Consider the following 17,517-nt stretch of genomic DNA (forward strand, 5'->3'; position numbering starts at 1 on the left):
AATAATGTTGTTTTAACTTCATAGGAGATAACGAATGCAGTGTAAGTTTATTGTAGTGGCCGCGTTAGCGGGGAGTATAGCAAATCATTCGGTTGCAAAAGACACCGTATTATATGATATAACGGAGCAAAGTCCGTTTACGACCGCCACACAGTATGAAACATTCATAGAAAACGAAGGGGTTGAGCAACTGTTTGATGTATCGCTACGTAGTAAGTTTATTTCAAAACACGCGCGTAGCTGGGTATCTTTGGCGTTCGATAACAAGCAACAGGTTTTGGAGTATAGCTTAACTTCAGCAGCAGATGCACCTGAGAGGGATCCAAAACAATGGACCTTGTATGGGTCAAATGACGCTAAGGTTTGGCAAACGTTAGACTCTCGCGACAATATCAATTTTGCAAAACGTACGCAGGTAAAACGGTTTGTCGTAACCAACCCCGGTAAATTTACATTTTTCAAGTTAGATATGGCGCAGCAGGGCACGACAGCGTGGGGGGACAGCTATTTACAGTTGGCTGACTTCAGTCTGTTCGCGCCAACAAATTTACCTGTTGCACAATTTGAAATAGCAACACCAACAACCTTAATTAATCAGCCCGTCGACATTGTTGGTCAGGTTCAAAATACGCCAGCAACACTAAATTGGTTGGTACCTGGTGCTAAAATATTCTCCCATGGCAATAAAGCAAAAGCGTACTTTCCCAAACCTGGTCGCTATTCGGTTACGCTGACTAGTAAAAACATTTATGGTGAGAGTCGGGTAGTTCAACGAAATGCCATTAAGGTACTCGATAAATCACACCCATGGCTAGGTTACGAAACGCCTGAAGTAAAAGTTGTTATTGAAGACGGTGAGTCAGAAGGTGCGAAACGGTTACTTCGATTATTTCCTGATATTAAGCGCACAATTGATCGGGTGACAAGAGAGCTAGCACCATTGCTCTACAAGAGTTTTGTAGAATTACCCGACTTCGAGCAAGTTACTTTCACTTTGAAATGGATGGATACTATTGCTTATCGTGCGGGAGATGATAGCAATATGGAGATTGCATTTAGCTCTAAATATATCACTGAGCGTCTAGCCAATAAATCTGATGAGGTCGTTAAGTATGAATTACTTGGTGTATTGTGGCATGAATTGACGCATGGGTATCAACATTTTCCTAAATCAATAGGTTACGATGATCCCCAAGCTCATGCTTTTATTGAGGGAATGGCTGATTTAATTCGTATTCAAGCTGGTTATCACAAAACCCGAAAACCAAAATTATCAGAAAGTTACCTGGGGGGCTATACCAATACAGGATTCTTTTTACATTGGCTTGCACCTCAATACCCAGACTTTACGTACCGGTTTAATCAAACGGCAATAGAACTGAATGAGTGGAGTTTTGAGAAGGCAATTCATGTTGTAACGCAAGAAAATATTGAACAATTGTGGGATAAATATCAATCTCATCTCAGAAGTCAATTGACGATTATTGAATAAAATACATTGACAGGAAATTAAACAGCGCTAATGATTGGAACGTTCCTTTTTGTTTTACTTAGAGAATTTAATTCGATTCTTACTTTATTTAACATTAAACTGGAAGGTTCTAACTTAAAATAATAATCAATGGGTTGAATATGAATAATAATTTAGGTCGATTATCGCCAATTGCAATAGCGATGACTATGGCTGCTTCAAGTATGGCATCTGAAGTCAATGGTGTTAACACAATTGAGCGAGTAGAAGTCACGTCGTCTCGAATAAAGCGAGTCGATGTTGAAGGGGCAATCAATGTCCATAGTATTAGCTCATCTGATATGGTGAGAAACGGTTTTGACTCAGTATATGATGCACTTATGGGTTCAGTTGCAGCTGGGGGGCAGTACTAGGGGAAGTTGAAACAGGTTCTTATACGCCTGGTGCGAAAGAGCTAAATCTAAGAGGTTTAGGCCCAGAGTATACGCTTATACTCGTTAATGGTAAGCGATTGGCCTATTACCCCATGCCTTTTGGTGGTCAAACTAACTTTGTTAATTTAGATATGATCCCGACCGCTATGGTGGAGAGGGTTGACATTCAAACCGGTGGTGCATCCGCTATTTATGGCTCTGACGCGATGGCGGGTGTGGTAAATATTATCACCAAAAAAGGCATAGATGGGCATTTTATTGATGCCAAATTTGGCCAAGACACTTATGGAAAAGGGGACAAAAAATCGCTGACGTTTGTCGGCGGAACAAAAAGCGACAAGTTAACATTTGACTATGCACTCGAATACAAAAAAGAAGATGCATTGCTGTCAGGAGACCGACCTTTTCACGACAGTGTATGGGATAACCCCGATCCTGATGCGAATAAAGAAGTGAACCGCTCAATTACAGTCTGGGCAGAAAACACGGAATATAGAAACCAATATTCGAAGCAATTTTGTAATACTGATGATAATCCGCACCCGTCAGCGATTCAACATTTTGTCAGCCGTAATGGCTATGGTCCAAGTTGTGGCTGGGATGAAACTGGCGATAAGTTACTGAGAAATGAAAGTGAAACTTACAGTATTTACCTGAATTCGGAATATGCTCTGTCAGAGTCTATGAGTTTATTTGCTAATGGGTTTTATATCCAACAAGACAAAAAGGGCCGTCGAAACCCTTTTCTATGGGGGCATTTAGATTCAATTCATGGTGGTAACTTTTGGGATCCCGACATCGAAAATAAAGATGGCGGCTATGGCGCGCCAGTTAAGTACATGTGGCGAGTCCTCTCTGATGATGAATACACCGATGATGGCCTAGGACGTATTTTTAATGACGAGTCTTTGTCATTTAACTTCGGTCTAAGAGGGGAAGTCGCGGGGTTTTATTACTCTGTTGGTTACAGCCACGCAAACTATGATTTTGCAGACCGATATTTGTCTCACACTGTTGAAGGAAATAAACGACTCAAAGGTCCTAAACTCGGTGAAGTGGATGGTATGGCGGTTTATCGTCCGAACTATAAATTGTGGTTTGGTGGTGTAACGGCTGACAGTGTCAGCGAGTTAATGGATTGGTCAACATATGATGGTAATTCGTTTAATGACACCATCACTGCGGATCTATCGGGGGATTTATTTGAGTTACCTGCAGGACCACTACAGTTTTCAGCTTACATAGAGTTAATGAGAGAGGGCACTAGAGCAACACCCGACAGTCGTATCCTGAATAAACAATTTGTTGGTTTAACTGGCGTTGTGACAGACGGAGAGCGTGACAGATATGCCGCGGCATTTGAGTTTTTAGTGCCTATCACGCAAGAGCTGAGTGCTGAAGCGGCGGTGCGTTATGACTATTACGATGATGCGAGCCAAGTTGGTGGGGCAATGACATCGCAATTAGGTTTAACCTACAAACCAACAGAGCAGATTGTTATTAGAAGTGCCTTTGGTACGACTTTTAGAGGCCCAGATATGTCGTCATTGTATCAAGGGTTTAGCGGTAATTTTGGTTCATCAAACGATCGGATCACGGCTGATGCTTGTCGTACGCTCATAAATACACAGCAAGCTGGTGGCTATAATGCACAAGCACTTGCCCATACGTGTGCTACCGGTGATTTAGACTTAACGAGTAATAATATTAGTCGTCTGAAAGCTGATTTTTAAACAATGTCGGCAGGAGATTTGACCTTAGAGGAGGAAACGGGAAGTTCATTTACCGCGGGTGTGGTGTATGAATATTCAGACGAACTGTCGTTTAACATCGATTTTTATTCGATTAAAATTGAAAATAAGATCAAAAAACTTGATGCAACGTATATCTTAGACAAATTGTGGTTGTGCGAAAATGGCGGTGAAAAAGCAGATTCGAGTTTGTGTAATAACATGCGCAACCGAGTTAAACGCTACGATGAACATGGCAAAGGGGTAGATAGGTTAGGTAATGGCATCGCTGGGTTAGCATATACGCCCCATACGATTCAAGAGGGTTACATTAATGCCGCTGAGCGACAAGATGCGGGAATTGATTTAGGGATTAGAGGTTTTTTTGATACTGAATTTGGAACGTTCCGCTACAAAGCAGATTACAACAGAGTGATAAAGAAAAAAGAGCGTATAAAAGCGGAAGACCCGCTTGTTGATATTTTAAATGATCAAGATAACCGTGACTTTAAAGAACTTGGCTCTTTTGCGACCACGTGGGAACAAGGAGACACTTCTGTGAGTTGGTTGATGCTGTACAAAGGGAAAATGTGGAATAACGCTGAATATGGAGAACGTCAAAAGTTACCCGCTTGGATAAAGCACAACTTAATCCTTGGTCAACATATTAATGATGAAACTCGACTGATATTTACGGTTAAAAACTTATTAAATGCAATGCCGCCACAAGATGAAACGTTCAGTAGTTATCCATTTTATCATGGCGGTCGTTACGACAGCATCGGGCGTGAATTCAGCCTTCGTTTAACCTACCAATTCTAATAAGGTGCAAGTTATGTTTAATTTTAAATATCCAGCGGTTATGTTTGCAATATGCACAGTATTAACCGGGTGTAACGATGGATCAGGGTTTACTCCTACGTTAAAGAATGACACGTCTGAATTGTCAAGTGCAGTGGTTGACGCAGCTCAGCGTAATATGGCTCAAGACGCTGGGGCAACAATTGAAGCATTCTTGCAAGAGGGTGTAAACGCGTCTCCAGCAGGAGAGCAAGTAACGAATTTAATTGATGGTAATAGCGCGACCAAATATTTGGCGTTTGATGGCAAAGCCACCATTGTATTTTCGTCTGTGAAACCCTTTGAATTAAAAGGGTACAATTTTATTTCTGCAAATGATGAACCTAAACGTGACCCGATGAATTGGGTGGTGTTTGGGTCTCATGACAAATCTGAATGGGTTGAAATAGACTCTCGCTCAAATGAGGCATTTGAATTTCGTGGTTTAACTCGCTCCTTTGTCATCGAAGAAGCCACTGAATATCAGCATTTTAAATTTGAAATGGTGCATGGTGGTACTGATAGCTATGGCAGCAACATATTACAGCTAGCTGAAATACAATTAATGGTGGTATCAGATGTACCATTGGTTGAATTTATAGCGACTAACACGACTCCAGCTATGGATGAATTAGTGGTATTCAAAGATGAATCATTAGTCAACCCAACGAGTTGGAAATGGACATTTGAAGGAGGAACGCCCGAAACGAGTAATGAAAAATCGCCCTTGGTGAAGTTTTCATCGCTTGGTGCAAAATCGGTTACTTTGGTTGCTGCAAATGACAAAGGAGAGTCAACACTTATAAAGGAAGACTACATACGTGTATGGGATGAAAATGAGCCTTGGAAAGGGTTTGAAAATCCAAGTGTCACGTTTGAGAGAAAACAGCCTACACACCCAGGTCAAGTGGCCCTTGAACGAGTAATGCCTGATTTAGAGTCAGTAATACAAGATATTTCTCTTAAAATTGCCAAGCGACTTTTTGACAATGTGACACAAATTAATACATTCGAATCGGTTACTTTTATTACTGATGAATATGACTTCCCAGCAGCAAAAGGAGGGTCAGATAAGCATATGGAACTGATGTTTGACTTGAACCATATAGCAAAGTTAGAAAGTCAAGGTGATGACGCGTTGCGGGAAGAAATATTAGGGGTACTGTGGCATGAGCTGACGCATGGTTACAATAACAGCCCGAAGACTGGGCAGTATATAACCGGTACTGATTACCATACATACTTAGAATCTTTGGCCAATTTTATTCGCATTGAAGCCGGTTTTTATGAGTATGCTCGAGCCAACATTACATGGGTAAAAGACTACAATGAAGACGCCTATAATCAAACATCATTCTTTTTAGAGTGGGTGGTTAAAAGCCATCGCAATATCGACTTTATCAAACAGTTTAATGCCAGTGCAAAAATACTCGAAGAGTGGAGTTTTGATTTGGCATTTAAACACATATTTGGTGAAGCGCGAGGCATCGATACTGTGTTTAGTGAATATATTCAGTACTTAAGTGATGAGAAAGGGATAATGGCACCATTTACCACGCCAGTAGAGGGTTACCAAAATATATCAATTGAAGATGGCGTCTTAGTAACAACTAACGCTACGCACATTGGTATTTGGGATGAGGGCCCTGATGAGTTGATAGATAATAACATTAATAATAAGTTTAATGCGCTAATAGAAGCACCTTGGTGGGTTGCAGAGTATGCTGCGTCTTTATTGCCAATCGCTGATGTAAGTAGCGTTTACGCCGATTTTATCTTGCCAGAAGCAAAAATAGTTGAAAAGTACTCAATTGCAACAGCGAAAGACAATGAAATTCGATTTCCGAGTCGGTGGGATGTGTACGGTTCTCATGATGGACTAACATGGAAATTAATAGACACACAAAATTTTTCGGAGTTACCACAGTTGAGCACAACCTATACCTTTGATGTACAAACGCCAGACAGTTACACACAAGTTCGATTTGATTTTTATAATGAACGAACAGGAGATCAGATTGGAGGGGATGAAGGGAGGTTGGTGCAAATTGGTGAAATTGCGTTACTCATAAAAGAATAAAAGCGCACTCGGTAGCATGACCTCGATGATTGGTTGTTGTTTAACGTGTTAGATTTATTGGTAAGGGAGGTGAATTAATATTCTATGCTAACTTACCATTAAAAATGCGCCGTTGCAGGTTAGCAGTTATAACTAGAAAAACCTCTACCGCGTTGGTAGAGGTTTTGCTTTGTTAAGATGGCCTCATTATTTCTTAGAGCCGCCTTTACCTTGAACGGCTTTAAAGCGAGGGTTAGTTTTGCAAATTACAAACACACGACCGCGTCTTTTTACCACTTGGCACCCAGGGCGGTTCTTTGCACTTTTTAGCGAGCTAAGTACTTTCATAAATCCTCCGTTACTTTGTACTTAAGTTTTTAAACCTTCTATTGAATTGAGCAACACGTCCATCACTGGCAACGGCTTTTTGCTTACCGGTATAAAATGGATGTGATTCACTTGAAACATCAATTGGTACATAAGGGTAAGTGACACCTTCCAACTCAATGGTTCTGTCAGTTTTGATTGTTGAGCCTACAACAAAGTAGCTATCAGCTGCGGTATCGTGAAAAGCAACTTGTTGGTAATCAGGGTGGATCCCAGGCTTCATAAAAACTCCGTAAATAATGTTTTGTTATAATATAACGAATGGTATTTTAAATAAGAATTGATTGCAACAATTAAAAGTAATTATAAATTTATCGACAGAGATCGCGTGAATGTTGCGCAATCAAGCACTTTGGGGGTACCAATTCCTTTTCAGCCTGTTATAACTAGTAAAACAACAAGAAAAGGGAACACTTATGATGCAGGACAATGAGCAGTTGGATAACACTGTTATTGCAACTTTGAAAAATAAAGATCACTCCGCATTGAGTGAACAACTCGACAGTTTAAGCTGTACACATACCGACATTATAGAGTTGCTGTCACAGTACCAAGTGCTGAGCGAGCAAGATGACGATGAGAAATTTGATACATGGTACGACGCACTGTGTAAAGAGCAACTGGCTGTATTAAAAGCATTTGAAGTAATGCGAGCTCATTATGAGCAGGCATAACAGCAGTCAAATACACCGAGCTACTTGACGCTGAGGTCATATTTAACCACTAAAGCGTTGATGTATCGCTCACGCAAAGATAGATTTTGCTCGTGTTTGGCTTGATGACTAATCGCACGGTTTAGCAGCTTTATAGCCTTAAGTAACTGTGGGCGTATCGCTACGTCAATACTTGAGGCTGAGCGTTCATCGGTTAATTCATCAACAATTGCTCTGCCAAGCTCAATGTAAACGATTTCTTCTATTAGCCCATTTTGGCTAATCGCGCCGTATTTGCTGCATAAATATTGTTGCCAGCTACTTTGTATTTGTTCGTCTAAGTCATCGCTAAACCGAGGGTCATGGCAAGCAAGCCCTTGCTGTTGGCACTTACTTAATGTCTGTAAATATTGTTGATAATATAACTCATAAGCTTGTGATGAACTTTGTACTGTATGTTTAGCTAAATCTTGGCCCCATTGAACGCAACCACGCGGGTAAAAGTCTGTAAACTCCTCACATTCATATAACCCAAGGTAAGAACTACATTTAATGTTGTTTTGAATACTATATGATGGTTTTGGGAATAACCCCTTTTGCTGCCATTCAAATAATGTATCTTCAGAAATTTTCAGCGTTTGACACAATTCATCAACACTATAAAAATAGGTATTTAGGTGGCTAAGTAAGCTCATAATAAAATAAACTGGATAGATATACAGTGTTTTTATTGTGGATGATTAAATTTAATAATTCAAGTACTATTTTGCATCGTGAAGTACTCGGATATTGCCACTATTTATGGTAAAACATAGCCCAAATGATACAACGCCAAAAAAACCAAATGCGAACAATACAAACAATTAAACAAGCAAGCTTAATCACCGCAATTAAAACGCCGTATACCATGAGTGGTGAAATTGACTTACAAGCGTATGATCACTTAGTTGAAGCGCAGATAGATTCAGGTGTTGACGGTATTATTGTTGGAGGCACCACGGGCGAAGGCCAACTCATGAATTGGGAAGAGCATTTAATGCTTATTGCCCATAGCGTAAATAAGTTCGCAGATAAGTTAGTGATTGTGGGTAATACAGGCAGTAATAATACTCGCGAAGCAATAAAAGCAACAGAATATGGTTTTGCATCTGGTATGGATGCAGCATTGCAGATAAACCCGTATTACGGACGCACTTCAATTGAGGGTGTAAAACTACACTTTGAACGATTACTAGAGTTAGGGCCTGCGTTTGTTTACAATGTTCCAGGTAGAACAGGGCAAGACCTAACACCAGATATTATTGAACCGTTAGCAAAGCATAAAAACTTTATTGGTGTAAAAGAGTGCGGTGGTAATGAGCGCATCGGCCATTATGAATCGCAAGGAATTGCATGTTGGTCAGGTAATGATGATGAAGCCCATGATGGTCGGCATTTATATCAATCACATGGCGTGATCTCGGTCACTTCAAACCTGATCCCTGGCTTGTTTCGTGATTTGATGGACCGAAAAAACCCTGAGCTAAATCAGCAATTAACGCCATTGATGAACTGGTTGTTTTGCGAGCCAAACCCGATTGCGATAAATAGCGCATTAATTATGACGGGCGCAGTGAAACCAGTATTTCGCCTACCTTACGTCCCATTGAATAGTGTGCAGCAGCGCCAGGGCGTTGAGCTTATTAACGCACTCAACGAAACGGATGTTGTCGGGGGTAAAGCAAATATCATAGACGAAACCCTATTAAAACTTTGTTAGGGCGCAACAAATAACGTATAATCTGCGGCCCTTAAGTATTGGTCGCAGGTTTTTTCATGAATTTTAAATCTTTTAGTTTTTCTCCGTTGTTGCTACAGGCACTAGACGAAATAAACTTTCTTACCTTAACCCCAATACAACAAGCCGCTATTCCGGTTGTGCGAAAAGGGCATGATGTACTCGCGACAGCGCAAACTGGCACGGGTAAAACAGCTGCATTCGCACTCCCTATTATCCAAAAGTTACTTGAATCTCAGCGTGCACAACAAGCTACCACTAAATCGCCGCGTGCTCTTATCTTGGCACCAACGCGAGAACTGGCTGAACAGATCGGCCGAAACTGCGACGAGTTTGCACAATATACTGATATTAAAACGGTATCACTTTTTGGTGGGGTAAATACAACGGGCCAAGCTGATAAGCTTGCACTTGGCGTAGACATTGTTGTTGCAACGCCTGGACGCTTACTTGACCACATTCGCTTGGGTAATATCAGCTTAGCAAATGTTCAGCATTTGGTGTTAGATGAAGCCGACCGCATGCTCGATATGGGGTTCATAACTGACATTCAGCAAGTCATCGATTTAACCCATGCTGACAAACAAATATTACTGTTTTCAGCGACCTTCCCGCCGGCAATGAAGCAATTTGCTGGGTCGGTACTGAGACACCCTAAATATGTGCAAGTAACACCAGAAAATACAACGGCTGACACGGTTCGACACGTTGTGTATCCGGTAGAGCAATCTAGAAAGCAAGAATTGTTATCAGAGCTTATAGGTAAGAAAAATTGGCAGCAAGTATTAGTGTTCGTCAATATGAAAGACGTTGCTGATGATTTGGTGAATGAATTGATGCTTGATGGGATCCCGGCAATTGTATGCCATGGTGATAAAACCCAAGGGGCGCGCCGACGTGCACTGCGTGAATTTAAAGAAGGTAAAGTGCGCGTATTGGTTGCCACTGAAGTTGCTGCGCGTGGGATTGATATTGAAGGATTGCCGAGAGTGGTTAACTACGACCTACCTTATTTAGCAGAAGATTACGTACACCGCATTGGTCGGACGGGTCGTGCTGGCAATGAAGGACAGGCAATCTCTTTTGTTGCCCGCGAAGAAGAGCAAGTATTGGTTCATATTGAAGAGCTTATTGAGCAACAAATTAAACGTTATTACTTACCGGGCTACGAAGTCAGTAATCGCGACAATTTGATTAAAAAGCTCAGCAAAAAGCAATCGCACCAACGTCGTCAGCCACGCAGCAATAGGCCAAGTAATCAAGCCAGTGGTGAAGCACGTGCTAAAAACCGTTCGCGTATTGCAAATGTACGAAAGCAAGTAAAAGGCACTAAGCTAGGTCTCGAGAAGTAATGTCAGAACTAGTTAATCGAATTAAATAGCGGCTTAGTCCGCTATTTTTATGTCCAATTCTAGAACGATTACTACACTTTAAAGCTCATATAAAATACAATAAAAAAACACAATTAAATCCCTCCCATAGTATCCCTCAAAAAGATGACCGAGCCCACATAAGCCAATCTGCGGCATTAAAACCATTTGGTGGAGAGCACGCATCCCATTTAGTCTACTAGATTATTTAGAATTAGTAGATTGGAGTGGTCGCCATGTACACCCAAAAAAGACAGGTTATATAAAAAACCTATTTCAAGAGTATTGGTGATTCTCACTATAGAAGAAGCGGTATGGATAGAGCAGGTACAAAGCTTTAGACGACAATATGCAAACCTTACAGGGAGTAAATACGCCTTAGGCAGGCAGTAGAGAATGACGTCAAATGGTACAAAGGGGCTGGGTAACACAGTAATTTATCTATCAGTAGTAAGATGGGCAGTCACAAATTTCCTCTAGAATTGCCAGGCTGACAGAAAGTAGTATCTTTAAAGTACTCCATAGTAAGAAAATACTGATGTAGTGTTGCAATGGTAAGCATATAATTATGTGCTTACCATTTTGTCTCTCTAGTGGGCCGGTTAAGTAACAAAAGGGACAATAATTAATGAATCGTAAATTTTTTCAGCTCAGCTATCAAATAGACAAATAAAAAAGGGCAGGCACAAATTTCTTGCATAATTGGGTGGGGTGGTAATCCTCCCATTTTTAATGGATATCAAAAATAGAGAGTTAAGCTACAGCCAACGGCGGTTTGCCACCATTAGCTTTGTGTGGCCTTTTATGATTATAAAACCACAGCCAACACGTGAACATATGAGAAATGATGTAATGGCGTATATGCGTTATTACAGCTTAGAACGACTTCATACAGCTAATGGTGATCTGCCGCCGGTAGAGTATGAGCAAAATTCCTTAAGAAAAGTGTCCTAAATTAGTTATGTAGAACACTTACGGTCTGGCCCTTTTTACGTACATAATCATAAAGAAACAGATTAAAAAATAAAGACAGCGTTAAATTTAGGAACAAAAAAGAGCTTCGGTTACTGCAGCTTGCCGTTGTATTCGAAGAATTGTGAAGCACAGTGTATTCGTTTCCCTGACGAAGGTCAGGGTCTATTAATGTGTAAATAGAAAGTCATGAATAGGCTCCGAAGCAAGCTTTGAGCAAGGAGCTGTTAGTTTAGTGAAAGCACGGCTGCTTATTGACCAAAGGCTAACGGTTCAATAATAATGAAGAATTTATCGGGATGAAGTCGTCGCACGATTCAATGAGTAAATTTGCGGTTAACTTGGTCGCGCCATAAACGGTACTTTTGATTTGATATTGATTACGTAAATGTGCGAGTAAAATGGCAAAGTCGCCATCACCAGATAACAGTATGATTTCATCAACTTTTTTAGCCGCCTCCATCATATCAATGGTAATACCCACATCCCAATCTCCTTTTTTTGAACCATCTTGGCGTTGAATATAGGGCTTCAGCTTCACCTCAAAACCAATTGCTCGTAAAATATTTTGAAATTGAGTTTGTTTATCGTCGCCTTTGTAGGTTGCATAGGCATAGGCATATTCAATTTGGCCAAACTCTTTCGCTTGTGCCCAAAACGCATTGTAATCAAAGTTGCCACCTAAAGATTGTCTACAGGTGTAATAGATATTTTGAACATCGACAAAAATTGCGATCTTTTTCATGGCTAAGCCTAAGTGGTTATTCTTTTAGAATCGGTACCTTATAGTATTAGAAGTTATTTGTCATTGATACGATAAACTTGTGCCGAATAATATGATTAGCCGCGGTGTTGGTAGACAAGGCAATTCTTTTGGGCTGGTATTCGGTGGCATTTTTACAATGTTACGACCGCATTAATGTGGAATAACGACACGAAAACGGACCCGTTTAGTGTAAATGTTAAATTGGCCGCTGTAAGCATATTGCAAAGGCTTTGAAAAAGCGCATATATTTGGCGACCAATGCCGCCAAAATAAGGCTGATCACGCACTACACTTTAAATTCACTGACCAGATGATTTAACTGATGCGACATTTCGCTTAAGTTGTGGCTTGAGGCCTTTGTATGCTCCGCCCCAGTTTCTGTTTGACTCGCAACAAGGGCGATACCACTCATCCTATTGGCAATATCACTGGTATTTTGTGTTTGAACTTGGGCAGAGGTAGCAATTTTAATATTTATTTCACTCAATGATTTTACTGCTGAGTCAATTCTTTTTAGTGTGTCGTTACATCTAGAGCCTGTTTCTAACCCTTGTTCAGTTGCACGTTTGCAAGTTAACATTTCGGTTACGGTGGCCGCGACGCCTTGATGGAGCTTAGCAATTATATTTTGAATATCATCCGTTGATTGTTGGGTGCGCATGGCGAGTGTTCTAACCTCGTCAGCAACGACAGCGAACCCACGGCCTTGTTCACCGGCTCTGGCGGCTTCTATTGCGGCGTTTAAGGCGAGCAAGTTGGTTTGTTCTGCCACTTTATTTATCACATCGAGCACGGCGCCGATTTCAGTCGATGATTGCTGTAAATCGATAACCACTTTTTCTGCTTGAGATACGCTTTCTGCCACTTTTTCGATGGCAGCCATATTTGATTGCAAATGTTCAATGCCTTGTTCGGTAAGTTGCGACGATTGTTGAGCGGTTTTTAAAGCATGCTGTGTTTGTAAAAATACCGACTCTGATGATGCGCTTAGCGCCGATATTTTATTTTGTACAGATTCAGTATCGGTATTTTGTTGTTTAATACCGGTTTGAATTTGATTTGTCACACACGCAAGTTCTTCAGCCTGAGAGGCGAGTGAATGGGTATTACCGTTAATATTGTTGAGTACATCACGAAAGTGTTGATTCATGCTGTTGAAGGTACGAGCCATAATCGTTAGTTCATCATTACCTTGGCTTTTTAATTGAATGGTGAGATCTTTATTTTGGGTGATTTGTCCCATAGTGCGGGTGAGTTTTGTCAGTGGTTTGGTGATGTTTCTGGCAATAACATGTGAAAGAAATACGAGTAAGCCGATATAAAACAATGTTTCAATGACTATTTGGACTAGGATGTCTTGATAAGCTTGGTGAACATCAGCCAAATATATACCGGTGCCAATGGCCCAATTCCAGTGACTTAAGCGGTAAATATACGATGTTTTACTTTCTTGCTCTGTCGATCCTGGTTTTGGCCACAGGTATTGAACGAACCCTTGGTGTTGGAATTTTGCTTTTGCCACAAAGTCTGTAAATGCAGATGAAATGAATACCTGTGGGTGCAAAGTCATAGATTGGGCGTTTAGTTTTGGTTTAATAGGGTGTGTGATCATATTCCCCTCTAAATCAAACATGAAAAAGTAACCTGACTGGCCGTATCTGGTTGAGTTAATTAGCTGTTTGGCTTGGCGTTTTTGCTGTTCCTCATTGAGTTCATGGTTGAGCTTTATCGCGTTAATTTGAGAATTCAAAGTCCCAACCAAATTTTGGGCTTGTATTTTTCTTTCGGCGATCATGGTTGCCTCAAGTTTATTCGCTGAGGTAAGTTGAATTCCAATGATGATAATACTTGCGAGTATGATGCTGAGTCTTAGCTTATTTGCCACACTTAATTGGCCCAAAAGGTGATTTACTTTTAACATGATTTACCTTCAACTGATTGAGATTTGATAACTAATTGAAACAGCGTTGTCATTTTGGGTCGCAAGTGTACCCTTTAGCGGTAATAATGAAAGAGGGAACTGAGCCGTTGTTAAGTGTCCACACAGTTAAAGGTAACTATGTTATTGATAATAAATCTCATTATTCACATTATTGAAATTGTGAAGGTATGTAAATGGGGAGCATGCTTTACAATAAGAGTTAAGTTTAATAGTGATAAAGGATGGTTTTATGTTTGATTAACAACCTGTAATTAAGTGAAGGTATGTTTACCTTGAGCCGATTTTAGTGGGGGAAATTAGTTTTTTATACTTTATATCTTAATGTTAGGTATTAGCATGTTGTGTACTCATAATTGGAGATATATAAATATGCTCTACTCAATACAATACTTTATGATTGGTTCTTTCCGTTGTAAAAAGGTATAGAACAATGCTGCATAGTGATACAACATTGTTTTAAATTCAACATTTGAACTGTACAAATGATAGGGAGTAAGCTCGTCACTGAATTTATTGATAGCAGTGTATCGGATTTCTACCCTAGTGGTTTAAGGGGGGCTTAGTATTCATTTCGAGATTGATGATGAGTAAAACCAGCCCGGTAATTAAAAACATCGCACAACCAGATAAGAGAAAGGGATCGATGAGTACGTTGTTGTTAAATTCAAATGTTCCTGCTGAGATTTTCTTCCAGCCCATGAAGTGTTGATTGGCTGCAACGACAGCGCCGAACAATCCAATGACAATAGCAATATATTTGACCATCCAGTGGTATACAAATGGGAGTATAAGTATGATCCCGAGTATCCCAATTACTGTTCTTTGCACCCGACAATATGGGCAAACATACACCGCGCCCATTAACTCAACCAACCATGCAGTTATACTAATTAATATCGCTATAACAGCAACTATTTTTCGATTGTTCGTATACGTATTTAAATCAAGTAATCCCATGCGTTCCCTAATGATTATATTTAAAAGTGAAAAGTAAAGCTATTTCTTATAGTGTTATGGTATAACATATTCACCTTTGGTGCAAAGGTTTGAGGTAATGGATGCAAAGGGGGCTGGTTGGCCAGGTCGGTTCTTATGAAGCGCGGCATAATTTATTCGCTGATAAGGTACTCAAGTGCCGCACAGAGAATTAACATGGCACACCGTCATTGAGAAATACGAATAAGGTACATAAGTAAGTAGACAACCACAGTATATAAATTTAGGTAGAGAAAACCCCTAGTTTTTCGTGCTTAGGATAAATTATTGCATTAAACGCTCGGTGATAGACCAATTTTGCATTTCGACCAAACGGCTTTTAGTTCGTTCAAATTCAAATGCTAACTGTTTACCGACGTACAATAACTGAAGCTCTACGGCACAATGCATGACAACTAAGCAGCGTTGGTCATAATATTCATCCACTAAGGCAATGAATCTTCGAGCTTCATCGTCAAGTTGGTGGCTTTGCACCGACTGTTGTGCTCGTTTATAGCCATCTTCAATACCTTGTGCGGTATGTTTATCGTCAGCGAATACACCCATTTGTGGTACGTTCTTAACAAATATAACTGGATAATTTTGTGCGAGGTACATGTAGTCAGCTGTAGCCCTTGGCGCAGAACAAAGCTGCATAAAATCAAAGGCAATTAGGTTATTGGCGCAACATAGCGTTGCTACTTGTCGATTGCAAATATCAATATTGAACACCTGTTTGAATGAGGTGCAGTGCTGGCGTGCATTTTTAAGCGCGTCATCGAATGGCCTAGGATCTTCGATAAAGATATAACTCGGATCAAACCCATGGTTAAACCTGTGGTCGATATGACCATGTACACTCATTAATTCACAGTGTTGCTTTAGTAATTCAATGGTCGGCAGGAAGCGGTCTCGTTGTAAGCCATTTCGGTATAGTTGATCTGGCTGACAATTTGATGTGGTGACTAATACTAGGCCATTTTTAAACAAATGTTCAAATAGTCTGGCCATGATCATGGCGTCTCCAATATCAGAGACAAAAAACTCGTCAAAGCAGAGCACCTTGGTTTTGTTGGCCCAAGTATCTGCAATTAATTGCAATGGGTTGGCAGCCCCTTGTAGTTGATTTAGCTCTTTATGGACTAATGCCATAAAATGATGAAAGTGTAAACGCTGTTTTGGAATGTTATCTAACGTACTAAAAAACAAGTCCATTAGCATGCTTTTTCCACGGCCAACCGGACCATATAAATAAGCGCCACTACAAGGCTTTTGATTAACAAGTTTTTCTTGTAAGCGAGTTAAATAATTTAGGGCGTGCTGTTGTGCAACGTCGTTAATGAGTTTGCCTGATTGAATTTGTGCCTGGTATTGTTGCAGCATTGAGTAGTCTGTAAAATTATTTGTCAGTATTAGAGCATATTCATAGGTATTAACCTAGATGCTTAAGGTTTGAAGTTTTGATAAGGAGGTTATATGTCAGCTATCTACAGCCATATGCGCAATGAAATGGACGCTTTTTTTTCGTTAAGTGATGAAACTTGGCGACGATTTTTATCTTTTTGCCGGGTGATCACCAAAAGTAAGGGCGAACATTTATACCCGTTTTCTCAAATGCCAACCAGTTATTGTTTTCTGCACAAAGGCGTTGCAAGACTCTACGCATGTGATGAGTTAGGCCAAGAGTATAACAAGCGTTTTTTTATTGAAGGGCAGTTTCCAGGAGTTATGAGTGCGCTACATTTGGGCAAAGCAACTGATCAGGGGATTGAGTGCTTAACAGACTGTGAACTCGTGGAAGTTGACTTTCACCGTTATCGCACCTACTTATTTACTAGCAATGAACTGATGGCATTTCAAATTAAATATCTAGAAGCCAATTGGCTATTAGATAAAGACCAGAGGGAAATTTTACTTGTACAACAAGATGCCACTGCGCGTTACCTGTTATTTTTACAGCAATGGCCCACACTTACCAATCGTATTGCCCAGTACCATGTTGCCTCACATCTTGGCATTTCTGCAACACAATTAAGCCGTATTCGAAAGTCATTAAATTTTGTTGAAAATTAGTCGAGGTATTTACATAGGTAAATGAAGTAAGCGTGGCCTATCCATACAATGAATCCACATTAAATGAT

The 17,517-nt window shown here is 40.3% G+C and carries 16 protein-coding genes and 2 pseudogenes; 11 read left to right on the plus strand and 7 right to left on the minus strand.

Annotated elements, in window-relative coordinates; translation table 11 throughout:
* Positions 1 to 34 precede the first annotated feature (34 nt).
* From J8L97_RS05890 to J8L97_RS05900, 6 genes and pseudogenes are all read left to right on the plus strand, one after another.
* Positions 35 to 1,492, plus strand: a complete 1,458-nt coding sequence (locus tag J8L97_RS05890) for a basic secretory family protein (protein WP_211048222.1) — start codon at positions 35 to 37, stop codon at positions 1,490 to 1,492.
* Positions 1,493 to 1,632: 140 nt separating this feature from the next.
* Positions 1,633 to 1,884, plus strand: a complete 252-nt coding sequence (locus J8L97_RS23385; RefSeq protein ID WP_247688547.1) for a hypothetical protein — start codon at positions 1,633 to 1,635, stop codon at positions 1,882 to 1,884.
* A 71-nt stretch (positions 1,885 to 1,955) separates the two neighbouring features.
* Positions 1,956 to 2,063 (plus strand): annotated as a pseudogene (locus J8L97_RS24030) (hypothetical protein); the annotation flags it as partial.
* 48 nt (positions 2,064 to 2,111) lie between these two features.
* The gene (locus tag J8L97_RS24035) at positions 2,112 to 3,638 is read left to right on the plus strand and encodes a TonB-dependent receptor (RefSeq protein ID WP_409455151.1); all 1,527 of its coding nucleotides are present in this window, start codon (positions 2,112 to 2,114) and stop codon (positions 3,636 to 3,638) included.
* A 3-nt stretch (positions 3,639 to 3,641) separates the two neighbouring features.
* Entirely contained in the window at positions 3,642 to 4,457 is an 816-nt protein-coding gene (locus J8L97_RS24040) for a TonB-dependent receptor (protein WP_247688548.1), read from the plus strand.
* A 13-nt stretch (positions 4,458 to 4,470) separates the two neighbouring features.
* Positions 4,471 to 6,555, plus strand: coding sequence for a basic secretory protein-like protein (locus tag J8L97_RS05900; RefSeq protein WP_211048223.1), 2,085 nt, complete (start codon positions 4,471 to 4,473; stop codon positions 6,553 to 6,555).
* A 186-nt stretch (positions 6,556 to 6,741) separates the two neighbouring features.
* Here J8L97_RS05900 and ykgO read toward each other — a convergent pair whose 3' ends face one another.
* On the minus strand, positions 6,742 to 6,882 hold the full coding sequence (ykgO, locus tag J8L97_RS05905) for a type B 50S ribosomal protein L36 (RefSeq protein WP_010361844.1): 141 nt from the start codon (positions 6,880 to 6,882) through the stop codon (positions 6,742 to 6,744).
* Between the two features lie 10 nt (positions 6,883 to 6,892).
* Complete coding sequence (locus J8L97_RS05910; protein ID WP_010361845.1) at positions 6,893 to 7,144, minus strand: type B 50S ribosomal protein L31; 252 nt, start codon at positions 7,142 to 7,144, stop codon at positions 6,893 to 6,895.
* Positions 7,145 to 7,337: 193 nt separating this feature from the next.
* On the opposite strand from J8L97_RS05910, the gene J8L97_RS05915 reads away from it, so the two are divergent.
* Positions 7,338 to 7,595, plus strand: coding sequence for a hypothetical protein (locus J8L97_RS05915; protein WP_404821726.1), 258 nt, complete (start codon positions 7,338 to 7,340; stop codon positions 7,593 to 7,595).
* Positions 7,596 to 7,615: 20 nt separating this feature from the next.
* Here J8L97_RS05915 and J8L97_RS05920 read toward each other — a convergent pair whose 3' ends face one another.
* Entirely contained in the window at positions 7,616 to 8,269 is a 654-nt protein-coding gene (locus J8L97_RS05920) for a DUF6058 family natural product biosynthesis protein (RefSeq protein ID WP_210994836.1), read from the minus strand.
* Between the two features lie 149 nt (positions 8,270 to 8,418).
* Between J8L97_RS05920 and dapA the strand changes: the two genes are divergently transcribed.
* The 3 genes and pseudogenes from dapA to J8L97_RS05935 form a co-directional block, all read left to right on the plus strand.
* Positions 8,419 to 9,333, plus strand: coding sequence for a 4-hydroxy-tetrahydrodipicolinate synthase (gene dapA / locus J8L97_RS05925; protein ID WP_211048224.1), 915 nt, complete (start codon positions 8,419 to 8,421; stop codon positions 9,331 to 9,333).
* Positions 9,334 to 9,389: 56 nt separating this feature from the next.
* Entirely contained in the window at positions 9,390 to 10,703 is a 1,314-nt protein-coding gene (locus J8L97_RS05930) for a DEAD/DEAH box helicase (RefSeq protein ID WP_210994838.1), read from the plus strand.
* Between the two features lie 834 nt (positions 10,704 to 11,537).
* Positions 11,538 to 11,675, plus strand: a pseudogene (locus J8L97_RS05935) (IS3 family transposase); the annotation flags it as partial.
* 283 nt (positions 11,676 to 11,958) lie between these two features.
* On the opposite strand, the gene J8L97_RS05940 reads toward J8L97_RS05935, so the two are convergent.
* The 4 genes from J8L97_RS05940 to zapE form a co-directional block, all read right to left on the minus strand.
* Positions 11,959 to 12,438: an NYN domain-containing protein gene (locus J8L97_RS05940; protein WP_210994843.1), complete on the minus strand. Its 480-nt coding sequence runs from the start codon at positions 12,436 to 12,438 to the stop codon at positions 11,959 to 11,961.
* A gap of 307 nt (positions 12,439 to 12,745) precedes the next feature.
* Positions 12,746 to 14,380, minus strand: coding sequence for a methyl-accepting chemotaxis protein (locus J8L97_RS05945; RefSeq protein ID WP_211048225.1), 1,635 nt, complete (start codon positions 14,378 to 14,380; stop codon positions 12,746 to 12,748).
* 561 nt (positions 14,381 to 14,941) lie between these two features.
* Positions 14,942 to 15,358 carry a hypothetical protein gene (locus J8L97_RS05950; protein WP_211048226.1) on the minus strand — a complete coding sequence of 139 codons (417 nt, stop codon included), beginning with the start codon at positions 15,356 to 15,358 and terminating at the stop codon, positions 14,942 to 14,944.
* Positions 15,359 to 15,661: 303 nt separating this feature from the next.
* A complete protein-coding gene (gene zapE, locus J8L97_RS05955) occupies positions 15,662 to 16,759 on the minus strand; it encodes a cell division protein ZapE (RefSeq protein ID WP_211048227.1) in 1,098 nt (365 codons plus the stop codon).
* A 93-nt stretch (positions 16,760 to 16,852) separates the two neighbouring features.
* Here zapE and J8L97_RS05960 point away from each other — a divergent pair, with 93 nt between their 5' ends.
* Complete coding sequence (locus J8L97_RS05960; protein ID WP_211048228.1) at positions 16,853 to 17,449, plus strand: Crp/Fnr family transcriptional regulator; 597 nt, start codon at positions 16,853 to 16,855, stop codon at positions 17,447 to 17,449.
* The last annotated feature ends 68 nt before the right edge of the window (positions 17,450 to 17,517 follow it).

It is taken from the genome of Pseudoalteromonas sp. MMG012 (assembly GCF_018100875.1).
GTDB lineage: Bacteria > Pseudomonadota > Gammaproteobacteria > Enterobacterales > Alteromonadaceae > Pseudoalteromonas > Pseudoalteromonas aurantia.

Bases quoted from the DNA above. Each gene is read 5' to 3' on its own strand.
- J8L97_RS05890 (WP_211048222.1), top strand. From the start codon at position 35: ATGCAGTGTAAGTTTATTGTAGTGGCCGCGTTAGCGGGGAGTATAGCA.
- J8L97_RS23385 (WP_247688547.1), top strand. From the start codon at position 1,633: ATGAATAATAATTTAGGTCGATTATCGCCAATTGCAATAGCGATGACT.
- J8L97_RS24035 (WP_409455151.1), top strand. From the start codon at position 2,112: ATGGCGGGTGTGGTAAATATTATCACCAAAAAAGGCATAGATGGGCAT.
- J8L97_RS24040 (WP_247688548.1), top strand. From the start codon at position 3,642: ATGTCGGCAGGAGATTTGACCTTAGAGGAGGAAACGGGAAGTTCATTT.
- J8L97_RS05900 (WP_211048223.1), top strand. From the start codon at position 4,471: ATGTTTAATTTTAAATATCCAGCGGTTATGTTTGCAATATGCACAGTA.
- ykgO (WP_010361844.1), bottom strand. From the start codon at position 6,882: ATGAAAGTACTTAGCTCGCTAAAAAGTGCAAAGAACCGCCCTGGGTGC.
- J8L97_RS05910 (WP_010361845.1), bottom strand. From the start codon at position 7,144: ATGAAGCCTGGGATCCACCCTGATTACCAACAAGTTGCTTTTCACGAT.
- J8L97_RS05915 (WP_404821726.1), top strand. From the start codon at position 7,338: ATGATGCAGGACAATGAGCAGTTGGATAACACTGTTATTGCAACTTTG.
- J8L97_RS05920 (WP_210994836.1), bottom strand. From the start codon at position 8,269: ATGAGCTTACTTAGCCACCTAAATACCTATTTTTATAGTGTTGATGAA.
- dapA (WP_211048224.1), top strand. From the start codon at position 8,419: ATGCGAACAATACAAACAATTAAACAAGCAAGCTTAATCACCGCAATT.
- J8L97_RS05930 (WP_210994838.1), top strand. From the start codon at position 9,390: ATGAATTTTAAATCTTTTAGTTTTTCTCCGTTGTTGCTACAGGCACTA.
- J8L97_RS05940 (WP_210994843.1), bottom strand. From the start codon at position 12,438: ATGAAAAAGATCGCAATTTTTGTCGATGTTCAAAATATCTATTACACC.
- J8L97_RS05945 (WP_211048225.1), bottom strand. From the start codon at position 14,380: ATGTTAAAAGTAAATCACCTTTTGGGCCAATTAAGTGTGGCAAATAAG.
- J8L97_RS05950 (WP_211048226.1), bottom strand. From the start codon at position 15,358: ATGGGATTACTTGATTTAAATACGTATACGAACAATCGAAAAATAGTT.
- zapE (WP_211048227.1), bottom strand. From the start codon at position 16,759: ATGCTGCAACAATACCAGGCACAAATTCAATCAGGCAAACTCATTAAC.
- J8L97_RS05960 (WP_211048228.1), top strand. From the start codon at position 16,853: ATGTCAGCTATCTACAGCCATATGCGCAATGAAATGGACGCTTTTTTT.